6 protein-coding genes and 1 pseudogene are annotated in these 5695 nt (G+C 34.9%); all 7 read right to left on the bottom strand.

Translation table 11 applies throughout. From position 1 onward, the window contains the following. Window positions 1-74: 74 nt before the first annotated feature. Window positions 75-434, bottom strand: coding sequence for an Hpt domain-containing protein (locus NE544_RS11560; protein WP_227992184.1), 360 nt, complete (start codon window positions 432-434; stop codon window positions 75-77). Between the two features lie 134 nt (window positions 435-568). Beyond that, the gene (locus NE544_RS11555; protein WP_118116548.1) at window positions 569-1924 is read right to left on the bottom strand and encodes a PFL family protein; all 1356 of its coding nucleotides are present in this window, start codon (window positions 1922-1924) and stop codon (window positions 569-571) included. A gap of 12 nt (window positions 1925-1936) precedes the next feature. Beyond that, entirely contained in the window at window positions 1937-2206 is a 270-nt protein-coding gene (locus NE544_RS11550; RefSeq protein ID WP_118116550.1) for an ACT domain-containing protein, read from the bottom strand. Window positions 2207-2217: 11 nt separating this feature from the next. Next, window positions 2218-2703 carry a hypothetical protein gene (locus NE544_RS11545; protein ID WP_118116552.1) on the bottom strand — a complete coding sequence of 162 codons (486 nt, stop codon included), beginning with the start codon at window positions 2701-2703 and terminating at the stop codon, window positions 2218-2220. A gap of 16 nt (window positions 2704-2719) precedes the next feature. Further along, window positions 2720-4066, bottom strand: coding sequence for an aldehyde dehydrogenase (locus NE544_RS11540; protein WP_256269439.1), 1347 nt, complete (start codon window positions 4064-4066; stop codon window positions 2720-2722). 2 nt (window positions 4067-4068) lie between these two features. After that, window positions 4069-5271 (bottom strand): iron-containing alcohol dehydrogenase, encoded by a 1203-nt coding sequence (locus NE544_RS11535; protein WP_256269438.1) that lies wholly within the window; start codon window positions 5269-5271, stop codon window positions 4069-4071. Between the two features lie 93 nt (window positions 5272-5364). Beyond that, window positions 5365-5695: pseudogene (locus NE544_RS11530) on the bottom strand (hypothetical protein); the annotation flags it as partial.

Genomic DNA, 5695 nt, shown 5'->3' with positions numbered 1-5695 from the left:
TAAAATAAAAAACTAGAATTATTACTTGAATAACTTCTAGTTCTATAATACGAAATAGAACCCCCTAAGAGATTCTATTCATTTTCTAAAACAAATTCATTTAAAGCATCAATTGTTTTAGTATATTGCTCTTTGACTGCACCAAACTGTTGTAAACCTAATTCCAAGTTTCCTGCACGCAAACTCTCTGTAATTTCAAAACTAGGCTTATACAAATGATCAAACCCTAAGTTCATGCATACTCCTTTTAAAGTATGAGCGGCTCGAAAAGCCAATTCGACTTGTTTTTCATTCAAAGCCGTTTCTAATTCTTGAAAACTAGTATCATCTTTAAATTTCAAAGCGAACTTTTCAATCATTTTAGCACTTGGCAAACGCTTAATAACATCTTGATAGTTTGCTCCCATTTTTACATAACATTCTTCGATTGTCATTCCATTTTTCCTCTCTAAAATATAACTGAATATTAAATTAACATTTTAATTAAAGCTTTTTTAAATCATATATATTCTATAATCTAACCAAATAAAATGCAATATAAAAAGGAAGCAAAAAGCTTCCTCAATGATTAGTTCTTTAATGCTTGTAATGGTGCAGGAATTCTTCCTCCACGATTGATCATGACATCATTTGAAATCTGAGAAATTGGCATGACAGGACCTGCTCCTAATAAACCACCAAAGTCTAGTTCATCACCAACATCTTTTCCAATCGCAGGAATCACACGTACGGCTGTCGTCTTTGTATTAACCATACCGATTGCAGCTTCATCCGCAATAATTCCTGAAATAACGCTTGCGCTCGTTTCTCCTGGAATTACGATCATATCCAATCCAACACTACATACTGCAGTCATTGCTTCTAATTTTTCTAATTTTAATGCACCTGTTCTTGCCGCATGAATCATACCTGCATCTTCACTTACAGGAATAAAAGCACCAGATAATCCACCAACATTACTTGTTGCCATAACGCCACCTTTTTTAACAGCATCATTCAACATGGCTAAACAAGCCGTTGTTCCATAAGCACCACAAGTTTCTAATCCCATTTCCTCTAGAATATAGGCAACACTATCACCAATAGCTGGAGTTGGAGCTAAAGACAAGTCCACAATCCCAAATGGAACACCCAGTTTTTCACTCGCTACCGTTCCAACCAATTGTCCCATACGCGTAATCTTAAAGGCTGTGCGCTTAATTAGATCTGCAATCTGATCCATACGCAATGATTTATCGGCTTTACTTAAAACTGCACGAACAACACCAGGTCCAGATACACCTACATTAATTACACAGTCGGCTTCACCTACACCATGGAAGGCACCCGCCATAAATGGATTGTCTTCAGGCGCATTACAGAATACAACAAGTTTAGCAGCTCCTAAACAATTGTCATCCTTTGTATACTCCGCACAACGCTTCACAATACGCCCCATCTGCGCAACGGCATCCATATTGATACCTGCTTTTGTACTACCTACATTGACACTAGCACACACATGCTGCGTCTTTGCCAAGGCTTCAGGAATCGATTCAATCAATTCATTATCCCCTGCTGCATATCCTTTTTGCACTAATGCTGAGTATCCACCAATAAAATCTACACCTAATTTTTGAGCACAACGCTCTAAAGTTAATGCGTATTCAACTGGATTTCCCCCTGAACAAGCCACTAACATCGCAATTGGGGTTACACTAATTCGTTTATTTACAACGGGAATACCATAAATCTTACTAAAATCGTTTCCAACTTTTACTAAGTCTTTGGCTAAGCGGCAAATCTTTTCTTCTACTTTTTGACATGACACATGAATGTCTGGATCCATACAATCCAGTAAACTAATACCCATTGTAATCGTACGAATATCCAAATATTCTTCGTCAATCATCTTTATTGTTTCTAAAATTTCATTTGTCTGCATAGGAATACCTCATTAAATTTTGTGCATAGAATTGAAAATATCCTGATGCATACAACGAATGACTAGATTCTTTTCTTTTCCTAAGCTTTCCATTCTTTCCGCAAATTCATTTAATGGAATGCTCATTTTATCAATCGCAACCATCATAGTCATAGTAAACATAGAATCTACGATTGTTTGAGTTACATCCAATACATTTAGATTGTAGTTTGCGCATTCATTGGCAATCATAGCCAAGATTCCTACTTTGTCTTTTCCAATTACACTAATAACAGCCTTCATCATCTTTCTCCTTAAAATTTGATTTCGCATTTTTCAAAGCGTATAAGCTCATATGGTTCATATGCACTCTGGATTCCTTGTACATTCACATCATATTCACTTGGCATAAAGGATACCTCATTTTGTTGATTTAGACAATCCTTAATACTTTGGCTTTGTTCTTTTGTCAAAGTATGTGACTTCTTGAAACAAATGTCATTTGCCTTATCAACCAATACAATTTCTACATCTAGACAATCACTTTTAAACAAATGCTCTTTCCAATCACACTCTTGAACATTGAAATAAAAATCACTGGAATCAATATCGCCACCTTCAAGCACAAATATGGCAATATCGTTTGTGTAACAAAAATGAAGATCGATACCACTATTCAACATATCAATTTCCTCCTGTGTCCAATCTTCATCTTTTATTACTAACATAAAACGGTTTTCTACATAGTCCATAATGGCACCAAAATCGATGTCATACGCAAATTTTTCTTTTTTATTCATACATCCATTATAAAGATTATCTTAAGAAAAAGCGAATCAATTTCTCATTCAATTTTGTATAAGGCTGATAACGCATTGGTAAATCAATGATTCTTTTTTTATCCACAATACTCTTTGTATGACTAAACGTATCAAAGCCACGCTTTCCATGGTATGAACCCATACCACTTTCGCCAACACCACCAAAGCCCATATTACTAGTAGCTAAATGAATCACAACATCATTGATGCAGCCACCACCAAAGGATACTTCACTCGTTACTTTCTTAGATACCTCTTTATTATTTGTGAAAATATATAAAGCTAGTGGGCTAGGCATAGAATTGATTTTATTTATAACAACATCTAAATTTGAATATGTCAATATTGGCATAACAGGACCAAATATCTCTTCCTGCATAATAGGATCTGAAAAATCCACACGATCCAATACCGTTGGTTCAATTTGTAGATTATGATGTTTTCCACCATAGACAACCTTATCCATATCAATCATCCCTAAAATCCTCTTATAGTGCTTTTCATTAATAATATGACCATAATCATCTAAGTTCGCATATTGACGTTGAATTTCGGATATCACGCATTCGATAAATTGGTCTTTTATAGATTCATGTACCAACATATAGTCTGGAGCCACACAGGTTTGTCCACAATTCAAATATTTTCCAAACACAATTCTTCGTGCCGCCAATTTAATATCTGCATCTTTATCTACGATACAAGGACTTTTTCCTCCCAATTCTAGAGTGACTGGCGTTAAATATTGACTCGCCTTATTCATCACAATTTTTCCTACACGTTTTGATCCTGTATAGAAAATATAGTCAAATTTTGAATCCAATAATTTAGAACTCACTTCACTATCTCCAAGTACACAAGCCACATATTCTGGATCGAAATATTCTTCAATCATATCTTTGATTACTTGTGATGTGTATGGACTAAATTCACTAGGTTTTAATACCACCGTATTTCCAGCTGCAAGTGCATCAATCAAGGGGTCAATAGAAAGTAAAAAAGGATAATTCCAAGGACTAATAACTAACACCACACCATAAGGACTCGGCTTTTCAAAACTACGCGACAAAAATTGAGACAATGGTGTATATACATTCCTTTCTTTAGCGAACTTACGAATGTGTTTTTCCATATAAGTCAATTCACTTAAAGCTAACCCAACTTCGCACATATAAGTTTCAAAATTTGATTTTCCGACATCCATTTTAATAGCTTCATTAATTCTGTCTTCATAAGCTAAAATTGCCTTTTTTAAAGTTTTTAAGGCATTTATTCTAAAATTAATATCTAGAGTTTTATGTTGCTTATAAAATTCTCTTTGTTTTAAAACGATTGGATCCATACTTAATCCTCCACTACAAAATCATACACTTTTTCTAACTCTTTTACACCCCATAAAACTGGAACTGGATATAATGGATTGGCTTCATGATCTGCGTAAATAGCCAATTCGTGTATATCCGATTTCTTTAATTCACTAAATGTAGATGAGATGCCAAAATACTTTTTCATTAAAGTGATTTGTTCAATAAAACGCTCAGCCCCAACCTTATAGGAATCATTCGCATTACAGATGCCACAATACAGAGCCATTTCATAGAGCTTCTTATACACACTTTCTCCATATTGTTTCAATACAACATCAAGTAATGTTGCGTTAGCTAGTCCATGCGCAATATTATATTTTCCACCTAATGAATGAGCAATCGCATGCACATATCCTACATAGGATACTGTAAAGGCATGTCCAGCATAGTAGGCAGCATCGAGCATATTGCTTCTAGCTTCTAAATCATTTCCGTCTTCATACACCTTATATATATTCTCAAAAATTAGTTTTGTAGCCTTTAACGCATATGCACGCGTCTTCTTTGTGGTCGAATTACCAATATAAGCCTCAATCGCATGGGTTAAAGCATCCATACCAGTACATGCCGTAATAAATGGAGGCAAGGATAAAGTGGGTTTTGGATCTAAAACGGCATAATCAGGAATCAAATTAAAATCATTGATCGCATATTTATGACGTGTTTTTGAATCTACAATGACAGCCGCAAGAGTTGTTTCACTTCCTGTTCCAGCTGTGGTAGGTACACAAATCAACAATGGTAGTTTCTTCCATATCTTTAAAATTCCCTCCATCTTTGATAGTGGTTTCTTAGGACGAGCAAGCCTAGCACCAACGGCCTTAGCACAATCCATGCTGGATCCTCCACCAAAACCAATTAAAGCCTGACAATTAGAAGATAAATATAAGTTTTTTGCTTCTTCTACATTATCACTTGTAGGATTTGCGACCGTCTTATCATAAATGACATATGAAATAGAATGATGATCTAAGTGTTCACACATACGATTTAATATTCCTAATTGATACACTGTAAAATCAGTAATAACCATCACTTTAGATATATGATTATCCATGCAAATATGAGAAATTAAAGATGTACTCTTTAATATTTCAGGAGTTCGATAAGGTAAAATAGGAATCACGAGTTTAAAACAATTCTGAAAAATTCGACAATATATTTTCTTGAATGTATTCATAAAGCACCTCCGTTTAGTTAACTTTGTATACTTTATATTTATTTGTTCACTTTGTCAACTATAAAAAATATGGACACGTTCATGTCCATACCTTTATGCTTTCATCAACAGCCTTTCAATCGACTCTTCACTTACTGAGAAGATGGATGCGATACTTGAAATACTGAATCCCTTGTCTACCATTGTTTGATACATTTCTTTACGATTATTCTCGCTGCCTTGTTCGATTCCTTGTTCAATGCCCTGTTCAATTCCTTGTTCAATGCCTTGCTCAATACCTTGTTTGATTCCTAACTCAATTCCTTCAGCTTTCCATTCCTTTGACTTTACTTCTAGCCATCTCTTTTCAGCTTCACACATTTCAATATCCTCCTTTTCCTCTAATTCTTCTAAATCCAACCATTCTACATCCGTCAATGTCTTG

Source organism: Holdemanella sp. MSK.7.32, assembly GCF_024460475.1.
GTDB lineage: Bacteria > Bacillota_I > Bacilli_A > Erysipelotrichales > Erysipelotrichaceae > Holdemanella.
Note: the sequence above shows the minus strand (reverse complement) of the source record. Positions and strands in the feature narration are given on the sequence as shown.

Excerpts from the sequence above, each read along its gene's own strand:
- NE544_RS11560 (WP_227992184.1), bottom strand. The coding sequence starts at position 434 with ATGACAATCGAAGAATGTTATGTAAAAATGGGAGCAAACTATCAAGAT.
- NE544_RS11555 (WP_118116548.1), bottom strand. The coding sequence starts at position 1,924 with ATGCAGACAAATGAAATTTTAGAAACAATAAAGATGATTGACGAAGAA.
- NE544_RS11550 (WP_118116550.1), bottom strand. The coding sequence starts at position 2,206 with ATGAAGGCTGTTATTAGTGTAATTGGAAAAGACAAAGTAGGAATCTTG.
- NE544_RS11545 (WP_118116552.1), bottom strand. The coding sequence starts at position 2,703 with ATGAATAAAAAAGAAAAATTTGCGTATGACATCGATTTTGGTGCCATT.
- NE544_RS11540 (WP_256269439.1), bottom strand. The coding sequence starts at position 4,066 with ATGGATCCAATCGTTTTAAAACAAAGAGAATTTTATAAGCAACATAAA.
- NE544_RS11535 (WP_256269438.1), bottom strand. The coding sequence starts at position 5,271 with ATGAATACATTCAAGAAAATATATTGTCGAATTTTTCAGAATTGTTTT.